General features: G+C 58.0%; 19 protein-coding genes, 1 tRNA gene and 1 riboswitch. Of the genes, 7 read left to right on the top strand and 13 right to left on the bottom strand.

Annotated elements, in window-relative coordinates; all coding sequences use genetic code 11:
• Positions 1–388, top strand: a 388-nt coding sequence (locus ACP151_RS13240) for a transposase (RefSeq protein WP_424979375.1), incomplete at its 5' end; no start/stop codon positions are given.
• Between the two features lie 203 nt (positions 389–591).
• On the opposite strand, the gene ACP151_RS13245 is transcribed toward ACP151_RS13240, so the two are convergent.
• Positions 592–1,260 carry a LytR/AlgR family response regulator transcription factor gene (locus ACP151_RS13245; protein ID WP_424979376.1) on the bottom strand — a complete coding sequence of 223 codons (669 nt, stop codon included), beginning with the start codon at positions 1,258–1,260 and terminating at the stop codon, positions 592–594.
• Positions 1,257–2,309, bottom strand: a complete 1,053-nt coding sequence (locus tag ACP151_RS13250) for a sensor histidine kinase (protein ID WP_424979377.1) — start codon at positions 2,307–2,309, stop codon at positions 1,257–1,259. The genes ACP151_RS13245 and ACP151_RS13250 overlap by 4 nt, the downstream gene beginning before the upstream one ends.
• Positions 2,310–2,668: 359 nt before the next feature.
• On the opposite strand from ACP151_RS13250, the gene ACP151_RS13255 reads away from it, so the two are divergent.
• Together ACP151_RS13255 and ACP151_RS13260 are read left to right on the top strand one after the other, a co-directional pair.
• Positions 2,669–3,649, top strand: coding sequence for an efflux RND transporter periplasmic adaptor subunit (locus tag ACP151_RS13255; protein WP_424979378.1), 981 nt, complete (start codon positions 2,669–2,671; stop codon positions 3,647–3,649).
• Positions 3,646–6,690 (top strand): efflux RND transporter permease subunit, encoded by a 3,045-nt coding sequence (locus ACP151_RS13260; RefSeq protein WP_424979379.1) that lies wholly within the window; start codon positions 3,646–3,648, stop codon positions 6,688–6,690. The genes ACP151_RS13255 and ACP151_RS13260 overlap by 4 nt, the downstream gene beginning before the upstream one ends.
• 266 nt (positions 6,691–6,956) lie before the next feature.
• Here the strand turns inward: ACP151_RS13260 and ACP151_RS13265 are convergent, their stop codons facing one another.
• The 8 genes from ACP151_RS13265 to ACP151_RS13300 form a co-directional block, all read right to left on the bottom strand.
• Complete coding sequence (locus ACP151_RS13265; RefSeq protein ID WP_424979380.1) at positions 6,957–7,607, bottom strand: energy-coupling factor ABC transporter ATP-binding protein; 651 nt, start codon at positions 7,605–7,607, stop codon at positions 6,957–6,959.
• Positions 7,594–8,382: a cobalt ECF transporter T component CbiQ gene (gene cbiQ / locus ACP151_RS13270; protein WP_424979381.1), complete on the bottom strand. Its 789-nt coding sequence runs from the start codon at positions 8,380–8,382 to the stop codon at positions 7,594–7,596. The genes ACP151_RS13265 and cbiQ overlap by 14 nt, the downstream gene beginning before the upstream one ends.
• On the bottom strand, positions 8,379–8,963 hold the full coding sequence (locus ACP151_RS13275; RefSeq protein WP_424979382.1) for a cobalt ABC transporter permease: 585 nt from the start codon (positions 8,961–8,963) through the stop codon (positions 8,379–8,381). Before ACP151_RS13275 ends, cbiQ begins: the two co-directional genes overlap by 4 nt.
• Positions 8,960–9,580 (bottom strand): cobalt transporter CbiM, encoded by a 621-nt coding sequence (cbiM, locus tag ACP151_RS13280; protein WP_424979383.1) that lies wholly within the window; start codon positions 9,578–9,580, stop codon positions 8,960–8,962. Before cbiM ends, ACP151_RS13275 begins: the two co-directional genes overlap by 4 nt.
• A gap of 10 nt (positions 9,581–9,590) precedes the next feature.
• A complete protein-coding gene (locus ACP151_RS13285; protein ID WP_424979384.1) occupies positions 9,591–10,376 on the bottom strand; it encodes a DUF4198 domain-containing protein in 786 nt (261 codons plus the stop codon).
• A 143-nt stretch (positions 10,377–10,519) separates the two neighbouring features.
• Positions 10,520–10,734: riboswitch (cobalamin riboswitch) on the bottom strand.
• Between the two features lie 403 nt (positions 10,735–11,137).
• Positions 11,138–11,407 carry a DksA/TraR family C4-type zinc finger protein gene (locus ACP151_RS13290; protein WP_424979385.1) on the bottom strand — a complete coding sequence of 90 codons (270 nt, stop codon included), beginning with the start codon at positions 11,405–11,407 and terminating at the stop codon, positions 11,138–11,140.
• A gap of 514 nt (positions 11,408–11,921) precedes the next feature.
• Positions 11,922–12,818, bottom strand: a complete 897-nt coding sequence (gene rpoH, locus ACP151_RS13295) for an RNA polymerase sigma factor RpoH (protein ID WP_424979386.1) — start codon at positions 12,816–12,818, stop codon at positions 11,922–11,924.
• Positions 12,819–12,979: 161 nt separating this feature from the next.
• Positions 12,980–14,005: an RluA family pseudouridine synthase gene (locus ACP151_RS13300; RefSeq protein ID WP_424979387.1), complete on the bottom strand. Its 1,026-nt coding sequence runs from the start codon at positions 14,003–14,005 to the stop codon at positions 12,980–12,982.
• Between ACP151_RS13300 and ACP151_RS13305 the strand changes: the two genes are divergently transcribed.
• The gene (locus ACP151_RS13305) at positions 14,004–14,309 is read left to right on the top strand and encodes a DUF6476 family protein (protein ID WP_424979388.1); all 306 of its coding nucleotides are present in this window, start codon (positions 14,004–14,006) and stop codon (positions 14,307–14,309) included. The genes ACP151_RS13300 and ACP151_RS13305 overlap by 2 nt on opposite strands.
• Before the next feature lie 22 nt (positions 14,310–14,331).
• Here the strand turns inward: ACP151_RS13305 and ACP151_RS13310 are convergent, their stop codons facing one another.
• The gene (locus ACP151_RS13310; protein WP_424979389.1) at positions 14,332–14,907 is read right to left on the bottom strand and encodes a hypothetical protein; all 576 of its coding nucleotides are present in this window, start codon (positions 14,905–14,907) and stop codon (positions 14,332–14,334) included.
• Between the two features lie 152 nt (positions 14,908–15,059).
• On the opposite strand from ACP151_RS13310, the gene ACP151_RS13315 reads away from it, so the two are divergent.
• Positions 15,060–15,410 carry a hypothetical protein gene (locus ACP151_RS13315; protein WP_424979390.1) on the top strand — a complete coding sequence of 117 codons (351 nt, stop codon included), beginning with the start codon at positions 15,060–15,062 and terminating at the stop codon, positions 15,408–15,410.
• A 229-nt stretch (positions 15,411–15,639) separates the two neighbouring features.
• Here ACP151_RS13315 and ACP151_RS13320 read toward each other — a convergent pair.
• A tRNA-His gene (locus tag ACP151_RS13320) sits at positions 15,640–15,716 on the bottom strand.
• Positions 15,717–15,903: 187 nt separating this feature from the next.
• Positions 15,904–16,389, bottom strand: coding sequence for a GNAT family N-acetyltransferase (locus ACP151_RS13325; protein WP_424979450.1), 486 nt, complete (start codon positions 16,387–16,389; stop codon positions 15,904–15,906).
• Between the two features lie 90 nt (positions 16,390–16,479).
• Between ACP151_RS13325 and ACP151_RS13330 the strand changes: the two genes are divergently transcribed.
• On the top strand, positions 16,480–16,665 hold the full coding sequence (locus ACP151_RS13330) for a DUF6324 family protein (protein ID WP_424979391.1): 186 nt from the start codon (positions 16,480–16,482) through the stop codon (positions 16,663–16,665).
• Between the two features lie 125 nt (positions 16,666–16,790).
• The gene (locus ACP151_RS13335; RefSeq protein ID WP_424979392.1) at positions 16,791–18,350 is read left to right on the top strand and encodes a hypothetical protein; all 1,560 of its coding nucleotides are present in this window, start codon (positions 16,791–16,793) and stop codon (positions 18,348–18,350) included.
• The last annotated feature ends 97 nt before the right edge of the window (positions 18,351–18,447 follow it).

Consider the following 18,447-nt stretch of genomic DNA (forward strand, 5'->3'; position numbering starts at 1 on the left):
GATCCCCGAAGACGAGCAGATCGGCACCGTGACCGCTGATGGCGCTTATGACACTCGCAGGTGCCACGCCGCCATCATTGCCCGGGACGCAGAAGCAATCATTCCGGTACGGCGCAACGGGCGATTGTGGAAAGAGGACGGCCCCGCCGCCAAGGCGCGCAACGAGATACTGCGCGCTTCGCAACGCTTCGGCAGGGCGCTGTGGAAACGATGGAGTGGTTATCACATCCGAAGTCGCGTGGAGGCCAAAATGCTATGCCTCAAGGCATTCGGCGAACGCATCATGGCGAGGGACCCAGACAGACAAACCGCCGAAATCCACATCCGCATCGCTCTCATGAACCGATTCTCGGCCCTCGGCACCGCCGAGATCGTGTGTGATGGATGAATCCGCCGCGGAAAGGGGAAGCTCGTCCTCAAAACGAGTTGCGCAACAACGCCGACCTGTAGGTCGGGGCTGTAGGTCTGCTCATGCATCCCAGCTACCACGCTGGATTCATGAGATGAATCCCACATGGGATTTGTGCAACAGAGCCGGCAGACACACAAGAAAATCTTATCTCCCAGCTGTCAAAACAAATCCCTTACCGGTCAAAAATCGACACTCTTGAGGAAAGTGCGTCCAATCGGGATCTCTTCTCCATCAACGATCAGTTTTCTTCCAACCTTCTTGGATATCCATTGCTTATTGACAATGAAGCTTCGATGGACGCGCGCAAACTTCTCTGCAGGAAGCAGGTTCTGCCAATCCCCAAGAGGACCGGGCACGTGAATCTTCCCGCCCGTCGTTCGGATAATGACATAGTCACCGTCTGCACCAAGCCAAACAATTTTCCCCACGCTGGTTCTCTGAAAGCTGCCACCGCCGAGGGGGATCTTAATCAACTCCTCCTCTTTCTTTTCTTTCAAAAACACCTGCGCGCGGGAAACCGCGACCCCAAACCTGTCAAAAGTTATTGGCTTGACCAGATAATCCGCCACCCCCAAATCAAATCCTTGCACTGCACGACCAGGATACGCAGTCGTCACGATCGTTACGGGTGGCGGTGTCAGAGAGGCAAGGAATTCAAACCCATCTGCCTGCGGCAGGGACAAATCCAAAAACATCAGGTCTACTGTTTCCGCCTCGAGCATTTCTCGCCCAATCGATGGCAGAGCAGTGGCCCCAACAACGTTCAGGTCAGGATGCCGCTCCGCAAAGGTTTCAAGCAAGCGCCGTGCCGGGGCCTGATCTTCCAGAATTATACAACTAATTGTCATTGCGGCTCACCATCCACGGCTAATCTAAGACAATAGACACTCTCAGTTTGTTCAATTTCCAGTTTGTACCGGTTTCTGTAGGCAAGTTCCAAGCGAGAGCGAATGTTGTCCATTCCAACCCCGCCAGCCACAGTTTCGCCCAGTGCCGTTTGATAGGGGTTCCTACTTTCAAAGAGTATTGAACCGCCGTCCGCCTGCAATCTAAAGGAAAGCTTGAGCGTTTGCCTATCGTCCAGGTTTGCACCATGCTTGAACGCATTTTCAACGATTGGCAGCAGTATAAGAGGTGCAATTCTATACTCCTGCATGTTTCCTGAGGTTTCGAAATCCACTTCAACTCTGTCCTCAAGCCCCAGTTCCTGGAACGAGATATACATCCTTAGAATTTCCATCTCTCTTTCCAGAGAAATAGATTCTGCATCCGCTTCATACAAAGAGTATCGAAGTATGTTGGACAAGTCTAAAATAGATTTCGCGGCTAATGGGCTTTGCGCAATCGCGATTGCATAAATATTATTCAATCCATTCAGCAGGATATGAGGGTTTATTTGCTGACGCAGCGCGGTGAGCTGTGCTGTTTTTTCCAGTCGCTTCAGTTTTTCCACCCGGCTTTGCTCGACGGCATTGTCCGAAAATGCAAGGATGGAAAAAATGGATAGGACAATAAACCAAATCTTGAGAGAGGTCCAGAAAGGCCCTTCAATATTCAGAGTATATTTCGACACCCCATCTTCAAGAAAAAACGCCTCGAGAACCTCAGAGGCAATTGCAAAGAAGAACAGTGAAAAAAATGTGGCCCAGATAAAGTGCCACAGCTTCCCCTTTTTCAGATAGCGGGGACGAATGAAAAAAACTAAAAACGCGGCCAGAATGGCGCGCAACAGATTGTTAAATGTCATAAACAATTGAGAGTCTGTATCAGCATTGCTCGGAAGAACAGCAAGCGTCCCCAAGACAGCCGCCAAAGCAAAGAAGCTTGCAAGGTTCGTTGGCAATCCAAGAGAGACTTTTTCCACCAATCCCCTGCCCCGCGCGCCTTTACCGTCCAACCATACCGCCAAAATGCTAGCCTACGATGGTATCAAGTACTGGCGCTGTAGAAAACCGACTAACGGCGGAATTCTTTCGACGAACGATCGCGTTTGGCCAACTTGTCCAACGATGCATCCTTTCACCGAATGTGTCTGGCGCGGGCTCCCGGGATGGAGAAATAGAGGACAGAGCGACATCGCCTCCGTGTCTCCTTCTTACTATCAGCCGGAAACAAACAATGCGCATATCAAAGAAATCTGGAAACCTGAGAGCTGCTCGCAGGAAAAGCCTGGGCTGCGGAAGGCTTTGGACTGCGGCGCTCCTCATTTTCTTGAGTGCCAACATCCCCAATTCGGCAGCGGCACAATCAGGCCGCATGAACCGGCACGTTCCAGTTGCGACGCAAAACGTGACCACGTCGCCAAACATCACCACCTATAAAGCGGTTGCCGTGACCCGCGCCATCCAGTCTGCCGTCCTGAGACCGGATTCAGAAGGGCGGGTCGAGACAGTTTTCATGACATCCGGCCAGACTGTCGTGCAAGGGCAGCAGCTGCTAAAACTCGACTCCGCGAGCGAAGAGCTGAAACTTGCGGCCGCCAAAGAAAATGTCGAAGTCGCCGAACGGGTTTTTGAACGGATCGGTGAGCTGAAGTCACGGGGCGTTGCACCGGATGCTCAATATGATGACGCAATTCTTCAGCTGAGTGAGGCGCGCTTTGCGCTGAAAGAGGCTGAGCTGGCGCTGGAGCGCCGTTATGTGGTGGCGCCATTTTCGGGCACACTTGGGCTTGTGAACCTGAGTGCAGGAGCACATGTCACAACCGATACGGATGTAGTGCAGCTAGAGGATCTTTCCTCTTTGTTGTTGGACTTTTCCCTGCCCGAGCATACCGATGGGTCGCTGCAGCCCGGAAGCAGCGTGTCCATGTCCCAAATGACCAGCCATGCAAGCCACACTGCAAAGGTTATTGCGATCGCCTCCGGTATTGATCCGCAAGCCCGCACCTATTGGGTCCGCGCCGCCATTGAAGATCCGAAGCCGTGGATGAAACCCGGCATGAGCTTTATGGTCACACTCACCGTTAAGGGCGAAGAGTACCCCGTCATTCCTGAGGTTGCGATACTCTGGGGCAGCCGAGAGGCCTATGTCTTGAAAATTGTCGAGGGTAAAGCGCGCCGGACTGCCGTAACAGTCATCCGGCGGCGCAACGGGAATGTCTGGGTGGATGGCGATCTGACCGATGGCGACATCGTTGTCTCGGACGGTGTGCACAAGCTAAGGGACGGCCACCCGGTTTCGGTGCCGCAAAACCAGTCTGGTCAGCCCGCGTCGGTCGGCGAGGCAACACAATGACCCAGCATTCCGATCAAGGTCAGCACTCTGATCAGGGCCTGTCAGCACTGTCCATTCGCCGACCATTGCTTGCAATGGTCATGAATCTACTGATCGTTTTGGCTGGTTTTGCAGCCTTCATGGGGCTGGACGTCCGCGAACTCCCAAATGTCGACCGGCCTTTTGTGATGGTGCGGGCCAACTATCCCGGCGCCTCGCCCAGCACGGTTGATTCCGAGTTAACCAGCCCGCTGGAAGACGCGGTTGCCCGAGTTTCCGGTGTCCGCCGGATCGGCGGATCCAGTGAAGAGGGCAATACCCGCGTCTGGCTGGAGTTCGAGCCCGGCACGAACCTGGATGTGGCAGCTACGGATGTTCGCGAGGCGGTCAGTCAGGTTGAAGCCAATCTGCCTTCGCGGGTGGAGAAGCTGACGATCACCAAAACAAATGCTGACGCGGAACCGATCGTTCAGATTGCGGTTGTCGCCGACCAATTTGAGGTCATGGATCTCAGCGACCGCATCGAAAACGATATCATGCCGCGCTTCTACTCGATACCCGGCATCGCAAGTGTCGAACTATTCGGAGTTCGCAACCGGCAGCTTCGGATCGAGCTTGACCCGTTGCAGCTGAACCGGTTCCAAGTTTCGGCCTCTGACGTTCTGGATGCATTACGCAACGCGCCTTATGATATTCCTGTGGGCAGCTATCTCTCCAAGGATCAGGAACTGCTTGTTCGCGCAGATGCGTCTGCCATCACCGAAGATCAGGTTGAACAGATCCAGATCAACGAGGCCTTGCGTATCGGCGATGTGGCGCAAGCGTATTTTTCACCGGAAACCGCCGAAAATTTCGTGAGGCTGAATGGGGAACCCGCAATCGGACTGGGCATTCTGCGTCAAGCCAATTCCAACACGGTGGAGATTTCTGATGGCGTTCACGATTTGGTCGCGACGCTCAATGATCGCTACACCGACCTGACATTCACGATCACTTCCGATCAGGCCGTTTTCATTAAAAGTGCCACATCTGAAGTTGTGACCACTCTGCTGCTGACGATTTTTATCGTTGTCCTCTCCATCCTGCTCTTCTTTGGCAAGCTGAGGCCAACTCTCATCCCCAGCCTGGCCATTCCAGCAGCCTTGATCGGCAGTCTCGCCAGCTTTTGGCTTTTTGGGTTTTCGATCAATTTGATCACCCTGCTCGCCCTTGTCTTGGCCACCGGCCTGACCGTCGACGATGCGATTGTTGTGCTGGAAAACTGCCAGCGCCGCCAGGCCCAAGGTGAAAGCAGCCGTCAGTCAGCACTCATTGGCACACGCCAGGTATTCTTCGCGGTGCTGGCCACAACAGCTGTTTTGGTCGCAGTCTTTGTTCCTATTTCCTTTCTGCCTTCCTCCACGGGCCGTCTGTTTCGGGAATTCGGCTTGGTGCTCGCGGTTTCGGTCTGCATTTCATCCTTTGTGGCTTTGACCTTGGTCCCCGCAATGGCTGCGCGCATGAACCTGGCTGTCCAGAACCCGAAACAAGGGCCGGTGCATCGTGCCGGTGCCGCCGCACAGCGGGCTTATATGGTTTTGGTGCGGAAAACGCTGGCACATCCCATGCTGATGATCGGCGGCTGCCTGATCTTTCTGGGCGCTATCGGGTATATTTCTCCGCAAATCCAAAGTGAGCTGGCACCAGCCGAGGATCGCTCGCAGTTGGAAATCATGGCAAGCGGCCCTGATGGGGTCGGCATTGAATACATGCAAAAGCATGCTGACAGCATTGAAGATATCCTGCTGGATCCTAAGCACAATGATGTCATTGCTTCAGTTTACACCATTGTCGGCCGCCGCGACAAAAACCGCGTGTCCTCGGCCGTGACCTTGGTTCCCTGGCAAGAAAGAAGCCAATCCCAGCAGGACATTCTGGCAGACCTAAATCCTTCTCTGAGCAGCGTAGAAAGCCTCAGAGCGCGCGGGTTCAGCCGCGGCAGTCTCGAACTTGGCTGGGGCAGCAAAGCTGCATTTCAGGCGTATCTGACTGGTCCACGCTATGACCTCATACACCAAGCCTCACTGGAGCTTGCCCAGGCAATGGAGGCAGGCCCCTTCGAAGATGTGGAGATATCATACAATCCGACACAGCCGCAGATTTCCTTTGAAATCGACAGAGCCAGCGCCGCTGAATTGGGCGTGTCTCTTGATGATCTGGGCATACTCTTGCGCGTTCTGGTTGGTGGTGAAGAACTGGTTGATCTGAATATTGATGATCAGGCGGTGCCAATTGTCGTGACAGGTCCAAATGGGTTTTTGCAGGATCCAATAGATCTGCAGGGCATCTACATCTCTTCGGAGACAGGCATGCAGGTTCCCTTATCCAGCGTCACGCGGATTTCACAGCAGGGGGTCGCGTCAGAACTGGATCGGGCAGGACAGCGGCGTTCGATCGAAATCGAGGCTGAAATCGGGGATCTGCCGCTCAGCGATGCCATCGTGGCCTTCGAAGAGCTTGCGGAGCAGGTTCTACCGCAGGACATCGACCATATACTCACCGGCGAAGCACAGGGGTTTATTGAAACGAACCGTGATATTCTTCTGTCTTATGCTTTCGTCTGCGTCATTGTCTTCCTAGTTCTCGTAGCCCAATTCGAAAGCTTGAAGAGCCCGCTTGTGGTGTTCCTGACTGTACCCTTTGGGTTGGCGGCCACTTTGGGTGCGATGATTGTTCAGGGGCAGACGCTGAACATCTACTCCCAAATCGGGCTCATCCTGCTGATTGGACTTATGACCAAAAACGCCATTCTGCTGGTTGAGTTTGCCGATCAGGAACAACGGATGGGCAAAGAGCTGCGACTGTCAGTCGAAAATGCAGCAGCTGCACGGCTCAGACCCATTGTCATGACTTTGCTCTCCACGATGCTCGGAACATTGCCGCTGATCCTGTCAACAGGCGCAGGCGCCGAAGCGCGCGCTGCGATTGGGTGGACCGTGTTTGTTGGTCTGGGCCTGTCTAGCTTTTTCACGCTATTCCTTGCGCCATCCCTGTATGTGCTTCTAAAGCCTAAACGCACCTAATTCGCCAACACGGCTTCAGCAATCCGCGCCGAGGGCACTCAGCTCCCGGCGGGACAAGCCCACTGGCCTTCAAAGCAGGGGCTGCAGAAAAGAGCGGTCGGAGCGGTCGCAACACTGGGAGCCCGCTTTGCGTCACTGCAACAGGCGGATGTGCGAAACCGGAAATTGCATGACCGGCTTACAGTAATCAGTGCAGGCAGATCCCTAAAACTCACAAGGCAAAAATCGCCGAGTTCCGCAAACTACTGATCCAGGCCCTAGAACCCTTATGCCCTGACAAGTCTCCGTTCCATCAGATGATACCCTGTTGGAGCAATCTGTTTACGGAATTCAGGATCATGGCTGACCAGAAGAACCGCCTGATCAAGCTCGGTCAGGCTTTCAACCAGACGTGCATAGTTTTCCGGATCCAGCGCGTTTGTCGGCTCATCCAGAATGAGCACTTCCGGTTCCATTGCCAGAACCGTGGCCAGCGTCACCAGCCGTTTCTCGCCGCCCGACAGCTTGTGGGTAACCCGGTCGCGCAGGTGCATCAGCCCCAGACGTGACAAGACCGCGTCAACCATCGCCAGGGCTTCTTGCTTGGATTTGCCCAGGTTCAACGGGCCAAAGGCGACATCTTCGGCCACAGTCGGGCAGAACAGCTGGTCATCGGCATCCTGAAAAACGAACCCGACACGGCGGCGTACCTCATGAAAGTCCGGTTCGCTGATGCAAGGTTTTCCGAAGGCCGTGACAGTACCGCTATCGGGCGCAATCAATCCCATGATGATTTTAAGGAGCGTCGATTTCCCTGCTCCATTTGGCCCCACAATCGACAGCCGTTCCCCCGCATGAAGCTGCATCGAGGCGCCCTCCAGCACCGGGTCGAGGCCGGGATAGGCAAAATGAATATCCTTCAGATCAAGAAGCGGCATAGACAACCTCAGCCCAGATCAGGGCGGCAAGGGCGGCGGCAAGGGCCACGGCAAACAACAAGTCGGCCCTGTTTAGGCGGAAGTCTTCCAGCAGGATGATCCGACCAGAGAAGCCCCGGCATTTCATCGCCGCCAGAATGCGTTCTGACCGTTCGATGGCACGCACCAGCATCATCCCCACCAGATAGCCGTAGCTGCGGTAGGTGTGCCAGTTGGTGCCGGGACGAAAGCCGCGCAGCTTCATTGAGGTACGCAGGCGCTGGTATTCCTCGCGCAGGACGTCGATGTAACGGATGGTGAACATCATCAGATGCACCAGCCGCTCCGGTGTCTTGAGCGCAAAAAGCGCATGCCCCATCGTCACGGGCTCCATGGACCCGACCAGCGTCATGACCGCCAGGATGACGGCATTTGCGGTCAGGGCAATCTCGGCTGCGCGCCGCAGGCCTTCCCAGCTGGCCTCCAGCCCCCACACAGAAAAGACAGGGGTGCCCGGGATGGTGAACGGCAGCAGCACCAGCATGAAGATGATGAAACTGTCCATCATCGCCATCCGTTTCAGCGTCTTCCGCGGCGGCAGACCAGAGAACGCCAGAAGCCAAATCGACAGGCCAAGCGCAGCTGACAGCACCCAAAGGTTGCTGAGCGAGACCACCACAACGGCATAGACGGCTGTCATCACGATGCGCATCCGCGGATCAAGCACTGTGACCTTTGCGCCCAATGCGCCAAAGCCGCTCAGCGGCTTTTCATCGCCCGTCAGAACATAAGTCATGTACCACTGCCGATCTTGCGCCGCGCCGCGATGTAAAAGCCCAGGCCGAACAGGCCAAGGATGTAACCAATACCCCCAAGGACGGATTGAAAGTTCGATTTGTTCTTGAACGCGGTCAATTCCTGTCGCAGGGGGCGCAACTCGGTGCGCAGCATGGCTGCAAGTTCCGTGCGCGCCTGATCGGACAGGCCTGCAGCTATGGCAGCTGACGGCACTGCAGCAACGCCGGCCGTTGTGGGGGGCGCTGTGCCGGGGCTTTGTCCCAGAATTTCTGCAACCTCGGCGGCGTCCATGACGGCCTCTGCAACATGACCGGCACCAAGATCGCCGCGAAAGATATGCGTCACAGGTTCAGAGGGGGTGAACAGGAAGAAACCGTCGGCATCAGTCGTTGTGTCGCCCAGTTTTCCGCCAGCTTCGTCAAAAACCTCGATCAGCAAGTCCGGAGCCATTTCGCCATTGGAAAAGCCGACTTCGCCCTCGATGTCTGATCCAGAAGGAAACACAGAAGAAATCACATTGTGCGCCAGTGCAGGCAAAGGCGCCAGCAGTGCAACGACCAGAACGCAGAAGCGGATCATGCCAGGCTTCCTTTCTTTGTGTCAGCAAACAGTTCGGGCTTCACCCGCCGGGCAAGGAAAATGGCGGCGCCGGACAAAAGCGCCTCGATCAACATCACTGGGATATGGGAAAAGAACACAAGCTTGGCGGCAAGAATGAATTCGTCACCAGACAGCATCAGCGATACTGCAACAGCAAGAGTCGTGAGGGCAATTGCCACACCGCCGCCAATGCCTCCCCAGATCGCCCCCTGCAGCGGCGAGCCACGGGCCACCAGTGGCCGGAACATCAGGCCGACCAGAACTGCAGGCAAGGCAATGTTCACGGCGTTTACGCCCAGCACTGTCAGCCCGCCAAAGCCGAAGAAAACCGCCTGCAGCAACAGGCCGACAAACAGGGCCGGGAACGCGGCCCAGCCCAGCACCAGCCCAGCCAGCCCGTTCAGGATCAGATGAACCGAACTGGGGCCGATCGGCACATGGATCAGCGAAGCGACAAAGAAACTGGCCGAAAGCACCCCTGCCGCCGGAATACGTTCCAGCGGCAGTTTACGCAGACCCATAGCAACACCGCCGACGGCGGCAATCGCGCCGCCGATGACAACCGGGTTCGACAGTGCGCCGTCTACGATATGCATCGGTCTACTTTCACTTCAGCTCTTCAGCGTGGATCCACAGCACTGCATCCTGGCTAAGCTCCTTGCCTTCGTGTTCCGTCGCCGGACCGGAGCCCAGAGCGGCAAAGCCCCAGTAACCCGCTCTCGGAATCCCAAAAGAGAACACGCCGTTTTGATCGGCAATGGCCACAATCGCTCCGCCCGGCATCTCACCAACGGTGGGGCTGGTGGTGGCAAACTTGTCGAGATCAGGCTCAGCCGCCATAAATTCGATTTCAATCTCGGCACCCGGAACCGGTTTGCCGTCAGCCAGAACCTGACCAGAGAACGTGGACCCCACAATGACGTTGTAAGGCTTGTTCAGCGGCAGGATTTCGGTGTCCAGGCCAACCGGCTGATCCCAATCAGACGGCAGCGTGTTGCGGTTCAGCACGACCTTGGCAATCTGCTGGATGTAGATGTCTTCGCTTTCCTCGTAATAAGGCGCGGGCACAGTCACCACAACATAGTCGCCGGAGCGTTTCACCGGCACCGAGGCCTTATAGGCCGAGGCTTCGTTCTCAACTCCTTTGAAGGTGGCTGGCTCCAGACGATCCGACAGGTCAATCTTCTCGCCCTTGTGGATCATGAAGAATTCTTCCGGCTTGCCCATATCCATCGCATGGCCATTGGCCATCGGGTGCCAGAACACCAGCCCCATCGGCACATCGCCAGGTTTTTCGATCAGCGCTTGCTCAGTGTAGTTCAGCTGGAAATGCGCCGACGCAGCAGTCGGCAGGGAAACGGCCAGAGCTGCGGCCAGGTAGTTCAGTTTCATTTCGTCCTCATTCAACGACGCAGGCGCACCTGCAATCAGGAATGAACAACGGGGAGTAGTGGCACGGGATCGCCTGAACGACAGTCGCGCCAGACGCGCACCCCGGCGTCCGGTGGAAAAGACCCGATTCTCCGCAGACGGAGTCTCGGCCCTCGTGTCCGGCAGGTCTCCTGACTCGCGGGTCTCGGTTCCGCTGGCCTTCCCGGGACATGTCCCAGTGGCGTTTTCAGCGTCACTCACCGCTCACAGTTGCGGGGGCAGTCACGGATTTGGTCCCTTTTGGGTACGCCGCACCGTGTTCCCTATTTCTTCCGCTGCGCATTGAAACACTCGCGGAACCGGTCACTCTGGCTGAATGTCAAACCGCCTATTCTGTGTCAAGAGAATCCTATTCTATTCACCTGACCGCTGCCTTCCATAGTTTTGCCTGTCTGGCTGTTCCGCCCGATGTTTCGCCGCCTGTGCCGCAACAACTGCTGTCAGAGGAACAACATCAAGTCGCGGTGCATCCCCCAGTTCACTTTGCCGGTTCTGTTGCTGGCGGCGCCAAACTTCACCGTGGTCGATTAATGGGATGATGGGCTGTGCAGACAGCTATCTGCACATGGGTCATCCGTCGCTTGACCGGCTGAAGTAGGTAAACTGGCACAGGTTATGGGACTATGCCTTGGGCTGGCTGGACCGCCTGCTGTCGGTACCCCGTTTTTCCTGCCTGAAAATGCGGCTGCCAGATGAACTGACACCACCCAACGGACACACCACTATTTCAGCTGGCTGTCCTTGGAGCCGCGCCGGTTGATGCCTGCGCGCGCCTGGCGGACTCCATCGCGTTCTTGCTGACAGTCAAGGCACAGCTTAACGCCGGGAATTGCAATGCGGCGCTTTTCCGGGATTGGCTCCTCGCATTCGGCACAATGGGTCAGGCTTTCGCCCATGGGGCGTTTCTGCGCCTTCAGCCGCGCCAGTTCATCATTGATCGAAGCTTCGATCTGCTCGGTCACTGCGCCGTCCTGCGCCCAGCCGCCTGCCATGGTCCTTCCTCCTGTGCCAGAGGCGAGATTTTAGGGACGTCGAGGCCAGCTGACCAGTGGCAACCGACGGCAATTTCCGAGTAATTCTGTCAACTATTTGATTTTGTTGAACTTTTCGTTGACCACCCTGCCACTGGCCGCTACATAGAATACAGAATTTGCACGCAAGCCAGAATCACCGGCCGCAAGCAGCCAGCGCTCCAGCCCCCCCACAGGGCAGCCAGACAGCTCGCTACGCCAGCAACCAAAGTGATTTCAGCCAGCCGCACAATGATGAGCGGACCACCAGCCAGCACTTCTGCCAGCTCTCCGCCGCGCACCCAGCAATGCGCCAGGCCCGCGCCAGGCAGATCTCCCCGCAAGCACTTGCCAGCAAGGAAGGTCAGCACATCTGACCGAATGTTTCGCGTGCGAAACATTGCGGCAGAAGCACTGCCGTAACACCAGCGTCATTGTCAGAAGCAAAAAAAGCGGTGCAATGCACCGCCCTTCCCTTTGCTGCCGCCCCCTGAGATCAGGCGCCGTTCAGCATCCCTTTGTCCATCGCCAGGTCGCGCATCTTCTTCTGAAGCTTCTCAAACGCCCTGACTTCGATCTGCCGGATACGCTCGCGGCTGACATTGTACTGGGTGCTCAGCTCCTCCAGCGTGACGGCCTGATCCATCAGGCGGCGCTGGGTCAGGATGTCTTTCTCGCGATCGTTCAGCACGTCCAGCGCCTCGACCAGCAACTCGCGGCGGGCCTCCAGTTCATCACGGGCCTCATAGTCGCCAGCCTGGTCAGCGTCCTCGTCCTCCAGCCAGTCCTGCCATTGCATCGTGCCTTCGCCCTCTGAGCCGACGGTGGCATTCAGGGACGCATCCCCGCCGGACATGCGGCGGTTCATCGAGATCACCTCGTCCTCAGTCACGCCAAGGTCGTAGGCAATCCGCGCGACATTCTCGGGGCGCAGGTCGCCATCTTCCAGCGCGCCGATGCGGGCCTTGGCCTTGCGCAGATTGAAAAACAGCTTCTTCTGCGCTGAGGTGGTGCCGAGTTTCACCAGCGACCAGGACCGCAGGATATATTCTTGGATCGAGGCACGGATCCACCACATGGCATAAGTTGCCAGACGGAAGCCCTTTTCGGGGTCAAAACGTTTCACCGCCTGCATCAGGCCAACGTTCGCTTCTGAGATCACTTCGGCCTGCGGCAGGCCATAGCCGCGGTAGCCCATGGCAATCTTGGCCGCGAGCCGCAGATGGGAAGTCACCATCTGATGCGCAGACTTTGCGTCCTGCTCCTCGACCCAGCGCTTGGCCAGCATGTATTCTTCTTCCGGCTCCAGCAGCGGAAACTTGCGGATTTCCTGGAGATACCGGTTCAGGCCGCCTTCGGGCGTCGGGGCAGGCAGGTTTGCATAATTCGCCATATTAAAGTGTCCCTCCCAAATGTATAAGGACTTAACATTAGCGCATATGTGATAGCGCTAAGCCCTTTTCAAGGACCGCTTATGGAATTCTTGTATGTTAGCCCGATGATACCGGTCTGTGAATTGCATCACAGGCTGGAACACGCTTATTTGCTGGCAATTTACTGACGCAGTGCGGCCAGCAACTGCGCCATGTCCTGCGGCAGCGGCGCCTCAAACCTGAGCGGCGCGCCCGTCACCGGGTGATTGAACCCCAGAACAGCAGCATGCAGCGCCTGGCGCGGGAAAGCCTGCACCGCCGCCTGTGCGGCTTCGTTCAGAGCCTTGCTTGCCAGTTTGCGGCGACCACCATAGGTGGGGTCACCGATCAACCCATGGCCGGCATGGGCCATATGCACCCGGATTTGATGGGTGCGGCCGGTTTCCAGCCAGCATTCGATCAACGCTGCACAGGACGGATTACCGAACCCCTCCACGATGCGGGCACGCGTTACCGCATGACGACCACCCTGAAACAGCACGGCCTGGCGCTGGCGGTCCGTCTTGTGGCGGGCCAGCTGGGTGGTGAGCTTGAGGATATTGCCCGGCTCAAAACTGGCACCTCTAACGCCGCGCAGGCGGGGATCGTTTCCATCCGGCACCCCATAGCAGATTGCCTGATAATAGCGCTCCACCGTGTGTTTCTCGAACTGCACGGCTAGCCCCTGGTGGGCAGCATCGGACTTGGCCACAACCAGCAGACCGCTGGTCTCCTTGTCGATCCGGTGCACAATGCCGGGACGCTTCACGCCGCCGACACCAGACAAGTTGCCACCGAAATGGTGCAAAAGCGCATTGACCAATGTGCCCGACGGCGAACCCGGCGCCGGGTGCACCACCATGCCTGCAGGTTTATTGATGACAATGAGATCGTCGTCCTCGAACAGGATCTCCAGCGGGATGTCTTCGGGGCCGATGTGGCTGTCCTCGGCCTCTTCGACTTGGATGGCGATCTGCGCGCCCTCTTCAACCTTGGCCTTGGCGTCCTGCACCACAGTGCCATCCACAGTCAGTGCACCCTCTTCGATCAAACGCGCCAGTCGGGTGCGCGACAGCGACGCCTCCTCTGGCACATCACGCGAAACCGCTTTATCAAGCCGCTTAGGCGGGTTTTCCGCGATGACAAATTCAATCCGGCGGCTGCCCATGACTGATCCTTCCGAGACCGAAATCCAACAGGAACCGCCACAGATCCGGTTTCTGCGGCGGCTGGTGACCACGCTGACCGTGGTGATGATTGGCGGGCTTGTAGTGATTATCTCGCTGCTTGTCATCCGCCTGCAGTCAGGCGATGCGCCGCTGCCCGCAGAAATCACACTGCCCGCAGGCGCCAAAGCCGAGGCCGTGACGCTGGGACCCGACTGGATCGCCATTGTCAGCCAAGACAACCGCATCCTGATCTTCGACCGCGACAGCGGCGCGTTGCGCCAGGAAATTCAGATCACCAAGTAACCGGCACCGGGCGCAGGTCCGGTCAGGACCGGAGCAGCACCTTGTTGGAATCAATAGCAGCGGCAATCTGTGCGTATTGCGTCTGCCGTTCCTGCGCAGCTTCTGCACTGCGCAAAAGGACGGTGGCCGCCTCCTCAAGAATACGGACCGCCTCCTGGTTTACTGCAGCCTGGGCGACAGAACTGACGGCTGTCAGCGGCCGACTGGTGCGTTCGGCAGGATTCGCAGAGCTGGTCACGGTCACCCGGCCTCGGGTGGGATCGCTGTTTTGGCGGGCCAGCCGCTTCAACCGCTGAGACGTTTCCTGCAGGACACCGCGCACCTCGTCGTAATCGGTGCCGTCCGGAATTCCATCTGCGGCGGTTTCCAGGCGCTCAGACAGGCAGTCCACATTCAGCGCCGGATCACCCGCTGCCCGGCAGAACGCCTTTGCTGCCGCCAGTGTCGCGAGCATTTCACTCAGGAAGGCGGCCGAACCGAACTCCCCTGCGGGGATCACAACCGAATACGTAACCGGAGCCTGAGCCAAGGCCGGCACGCTTCCGGCCGCCAGGCAGGAGATGCCTGCGGTTAGACCTTTGATGGCTGTCTTGAACATCTCATACCCTCGCTACGCTCCAAAAACCGCCTATTGCGCGGCTTGCTCTGGCAGCATCCCGCCAGACCACCCCTTCTGCCCTGTCGGCATATTGCCCGCCGCACGGCCCTCAGCTAAATTTCACCCATCTTAAAGCATAAGGTTGTTTTTTCATGCGCACTAGTATCTTGCACGCAGCTTCCCTGATTTTACCACTTATTCTTGCGGGACAAACGGCACTGGCCCAGGCTGATCCGGCTCTGGACGAAGCCAAGCGGCGCCTGGCCTGTGGCGCCGGTATTCCGGTTGCTGCCAGCTACTTGCCGGGCGGCTCTCTGCAGGTGACATGCCAAGCCACTGGTGCCGAATCCGTAGCGCAGGCAAACAGCAGCAGCCTGCCCCAAACAGGTCTGTCAGCCGGTACCACTGCCGGGGTGGTGGCCGGCGCATTGTTTATCGTTCTGGTCACCGATGATGATGACAGCACCTCGACAACAACAACCACAACAACCGGCGGCAACTAGAGCAGATTGCCTTAAAGACAGGGAAAACATTGCACCTCACGCCTCTTGCCGAGGTTCGCAAAAAGGGGCGCTGCAACACACTGCAGCGCTCCTATTTCCCTGATTGCCCCGCAGAAGCAGACCGGCCAGCCCTGCATCGCCGCACGGCGGAAAAATCAGTCAGGTCGGATGGCCGCCTGCAGTGAAGGCAGCAACGCAACCAAATAGCTCGACAGGTTCAAGGAGAGAATGGTACCGCCTCCCCGGCTTGAACGGGGGACCTCTGGATCCACAATCCAGCGCTCTAACCAACTGAGCTAAGGCGGCACTGAGGGGCGATTTATAGCACGCACCTGAGGCGTGCAAGAGGTTTTTCGTCTTTCCCAACGATAAAACTGCAGCGAACAGCAATGCCGGATGCGCCTCAAATCCCGCACAGCAACTGCCGCGGACATTTATCCACAACCGATTGCAATTGCTCCCTAATTTTGCACCGTCCCAATCAGCACCCGGCTTACGGGAACGACAGCTGCCAAGTCTGCTCCACCAGATCCTGACCATAACTGCGCACCGGACGGCTGTCGCGCAGCTGCCAGCCGAATGCCCTGTACAGCGCACACGCCGTGCGATGGCTCTCATGGGTCTTCAGCATCATCCCGCGGTACCCGGCAGCCCGGGCAAATTCCATGCAATCCCGCAAGAGCCGCTTGCCAAGCCCTTTGCCGCGTGCCTTGGGCGTCAAAAGGAACAAACGCAGTTGCGCAGTTTCCTGGCTTTTCCTCATGCAGAACACCGTGCCCAGCCGCTCCTCAGCACTGGCAGCCATCCAACCGCGCTCATATACCGGATCATGTCCCGCACAGAAACTGTGCAGAACATCCGCCACCTGCGCCCCGAAACTGCTGTCGAACCCAGCCTCGCGGGCATAAAGATCCTGGTGGCGGGCTATCAGCCACTGCATGTCAGTGGGGGCGAATCGGCGCAGGGTCACATCCTTCATACAGGCAGTGTAACCCAAACCCGGCTTGCGTTTCAGCCTGTACCGGGCTAGCACCGGCATTCAAGCGGTTGGCCGCCAGTGGAGTGCAGGATGAGCATCAATACCGAACGCGACGTGGAAGCAAACATGCAGATCGGGCCGACCGATCAGGGCATGGTGCGGATATTCATCGAGGCGGGCGGCGTCGAGATTCCGATGGACTTTGACCCCGAGGAGGCCGAGGAAATTGCCGATGAGCTGCTTGCCGCCGCGCAGGCCGCCCGGACCATCAAGTAAGGCAAGCTTTCGGAAAATCCACCACGATTTTCAGACGATTTTTCTGAACTGCAATTTTACCTATTATATCTATCTAAAACCCCAGCGTTCACCATTGCTCCCAGCCAGTTATCGGAGTGAGTGAAATGGTGAACCTGACGAGCAGTACAACAAACCCCTTTTTCTTTTCGGCGCAGCTGACGGCTGTAACCAGTGGCGCCCGCGCCTCTTTGGGCGGGATCAATCCCGCCCTTGGGCTCAGCGCCGATGAACTGCAGCAGGAGGCAAACGGGCTATTCGGCGGTCAGGGCCGCCGTGCTCCCGGCGCATTGCCGCCAGCAGCACATGGATGGGAGAAACCGCAGGTCCAGAATGCCGTTGTGAAGCTTGGCGGTGAGCCTGCTGCTTCGACCTCTGCCCCATCGCCTGCACCCGCAGCTGCTGCTCCGCAGACCAGCGCCCCCGCAGCACTTCCGGCACCGGAAGCAACCGTCACACTGCAAACTGCTCCTGCTCCCGCGGTAGAGCTTCTGCCACCGCAAGACGTGACCCAGGCCAGCACGGCCGGCCCGGAAGGCGGATATTATGAGAAACGCATCTTTGAAATGGCAAAGGCGCTGCACACTTTGACGTCCCAGCATTGGCCGCAGAATTCGGTTGCACTTGTCCTGCTGACCGGCCAGCCGGGTGATCAACTCCAGGCCCCGGTGCAGCAGCCCGCGGAACAGCCGCAGCAGCAGGCTGTCCCACAGCTGCCACAGGGCATGCCAGCCGAAGTTACCGGCCCGGACGCGACCGCAGGCGACGATACAGTGGAGCTGCGCGCAGACGTGATCCGGCGGGTTGCCACGGGAGACGGAGCAGACGCCGTGGCGCTGGAGGGACGCATCGTGCAAGGCGTTCACACAGACCGCAACACTGCCACCCCCTTTGACGGCCGCGGCTTCGGTTATGGCCGCCGGTTCGGCGCCATGAACGGGCTTGCCCTCGGACACCAGCATGCCCCCGGACGCGGTCGCTCGCAGGCACAGTTCGCAAATGCAGATTCGGTTTCCATCCGCGCCCGCCATGCCCGCAATATCAGCACCGGCGGCGGAGATGATGCCATTGCTATCCAGGCAGGCACTTTGCGCGGGGTCCGGGCTGGCGACGGTGACGACAGTATCGCCGCGGCGGCAACACTGGTGTCACGCATCCGCGGCGGAGCAGGCAACGATACGATTGCAGTTGCAGCGCAGCGCGCTCTGCGCGACTGGCGCGACGCACCGGCGGCGGCATATAATCCCGACGCCTCAGCGGCCGAAAAGATGCGCCAGGCGCTCAGCAACTATGCACAGGTAAGCGGCGGCAGCGGCGACGATCAGATCAACCTGCAAGTGGGCGAAACCCTGGCCGCGCGCGGCGGCAGCGGTGACGACCGCTTCACCCTTCAGGGCGGCACCGTCGCGCTTCAGTACAGCCATGGCCACGGTCACGACACCGTCGAGCTGACCGAGGGCGCAAATGCCGTCGTGCAGCTGCGCGAAATGGGAGCCTCGGCCTACAGCACCACACGCGACGGGGACTCTCTAACGCTGACATTCGACACCGGCGGCAGCATCACTTTCAACAATATCAGTCAGGGCGGCGCCATCGGCGTGGCAACGGATCCCAACGCCCCCATCGCCCTGCTGCACCAGCCCGCGGCGCTGAACGCAACGGCCTAGCCGACAGAGCCGCCCGCAGCGCACCGCAGGTGCGCTGCCCGGCCCAAGGCTGCCAAGATACCCCGGCGCAGCCGGGGCATCTGCAGGCGCGGGAGCT

It is taken from the genome of Leisingera sp. S232 (genome assembly GCF_049800895.1).
Taxonomy (GTDB): Bacteria; Pseudomonadota; Alphaproteobacteria; order Rhodobacterales; family Rhodobacteraceae; genus Leisingera.

Excerpts from the sequence above, each read along its gene's own strand:
- ACP151_RS13245 (WP_424979376.1), bottom strand. The coding sequence starts at position 1,260 with ATGACAATTAGTTGTATAATTCTGGAAGATCAGGCCCCGGCACGGCGC.
- ACP151_RS13255 (WP_424979378.1), top strand. The coding sequence starts at position 2,669 with ATGAACCGGCACGTTCCAGTTGCGACGCAAAACGTGACCACGTCGCCA.
- ACP151_RS13260 (WP_424979379.1), top strand. The coding sequence starts at position 3,646 with ATGACCCAGCATTCCGATCAAGGTCAGCACTCTGATCAGGGCCTGTCA.
- ACP151_RS13265 (WP_424979380.1), bottom strand. The coding sequence starts at position 7,607 with ATGCCGCTTCTTGATCTGAAGGATATTCATTTTGCCTATCCCGGCCTC.
- cbiQ (WP_424979381.1), bottom strand. The coding sequence starts at position 8,382 with ATGACTTATGTTCTGACGGGCGATGAAAAGCCGCTGAGCGGCTTTGGC.
- ACP151_RS13275 (WP_424979382.1), bottom strand. The coding sequence starts at position 8,963 with ATGATCCGCTTCTGCGTTCTGGTCGTTGCACTGCTGGCGCCTTTGCCT.
- cbiM (WP_424979383.1), bottom strand. The coding sequence starts at position 9,580 with ATGCATATCGTAGACGGCGCACTGTCGAACCCGGTTGTCATCGGCGGC.
- ACP151_RS13285 (WP_424979384.1), bottom strand. The coding sequence starts at position 10,376 with ATGAAACTGAACTACCTGGCCGCAGCTCTGGCCGTTTCCCTGCCGACT.
- ACP151_RS13290 (WP_424979385.1), bottom strand. The coding sequence starts at position 11,407 with ATGGCAGGCGGCTGGGCGCAGGACGGCGCAGTGACCGAGCAGATCGAA.
- rpoH (WP_424979386.1), bottom strand. The coding sequence starts at position 12,818 with ATGGCGAATTATGCAAACCTGCCTGCCCCGACGCCCGAAGGCGGCCTG.
- ACP151_RS13305 (WP_424979388.1), top strand. The coding sequence starts at position 14,004 with ATGACTGATCCTTCCGAGACCGAAATCCAACAGGAACCGCCACAGATC.
- ACP151_RS13300 (WP_424979387.1), bottom strand. The coding sequence starts at position 14,005 with ATGGGCAGCCGCCGGATTGAATTTGTCATCGCGGAAAACCCGCCTAAG.
- ACP151_RS13310 (WP_424979389.1), bottom strand. The coding sequence starts at position 14,907 with ATGTTCAAGACAGCCATCAAAGGTCTAACCGCAGGCATCTCCTGCCTG.
- ACP151_RS13315 (WP_424979390.1), top strand. The coding sequence starts at position 15,060 with ATGCGCACTAGTATCTTGCACGCAGCTTCCCTGATTTTACCACTTATT.
- ACP151_RS13325 (WP_424979450.1), bottom strand. The coding sequence starts at position 16,389 with ATGAAGGATGTGACCCTGCGCCGATTCGCCCCCACTGACATGCAGTGG.
- ACP151_RS13330 (WP_424979391.1), top strand. The coding sequence starts at position 16,480 with ATGAGCATCAATACCGAACGCGACGTGGAAGCAAACATGCAGATCGGG.
- ACP151_RS13335 (WP_424979392.1), top strand. The coding sequence starts at position 16,791 with ATGGTGAACCTGACGAGCAGTACAACAAACCCCTTTTTCTTTTCGGCG.